This is a genomic window from Paraburkholderia sp. SIMBA_027, assembly GCF_046535315.1.
Taxonomy (GTDB): domain Bacteria; phylum Pseudomonadota; class Gammaproteobacteria; order Burkholderiales; family Burkholderiaceae; genus Paraburkholderia; species Paraburkholderia tropica.
On sequence record NZ_JAWRWY010001255.1, the window covers coordinates 1 to 249 of the forward strand.

A 249-nucleotide genomic window follows, 5' to 3' on the forward strand; every position below is an offset into this window, starting at 1 on the left:
GTGATATCGATCACCCCCCAGATCAGGGCGAGGATCAGTCCCTGTTTAATGAAGTCGCCATTGGGTTCGATGAACCCAGGCAGGAAAGCGAGGAAAAACAGGATGTCTTTCGGGTTGGACAACCCCACTTTCAGGGCGCGCCAGAAAAAATGACGCTGGCTTTTTTGCACCGTGGCAACGCTGTCCGAACTGGCCAGGAGGCTGGACACCCCCAACCAGGCCAGATACAGCCCTCCGACCACTTGGCCC

At 57.0% G+C, this 249-nt stretch carries 1 protein-coding gene; it reads right to left on the minus strand.

Features of this window, described 5'->3' with window-relative positions; genetic code table 11:
- On the minus strand, positions 1-249 hold a 249-nt coding region (locus tag SB764_RS43175), incomplete at both ends, for a LysE family translocator (protein ID WP_410867192.1).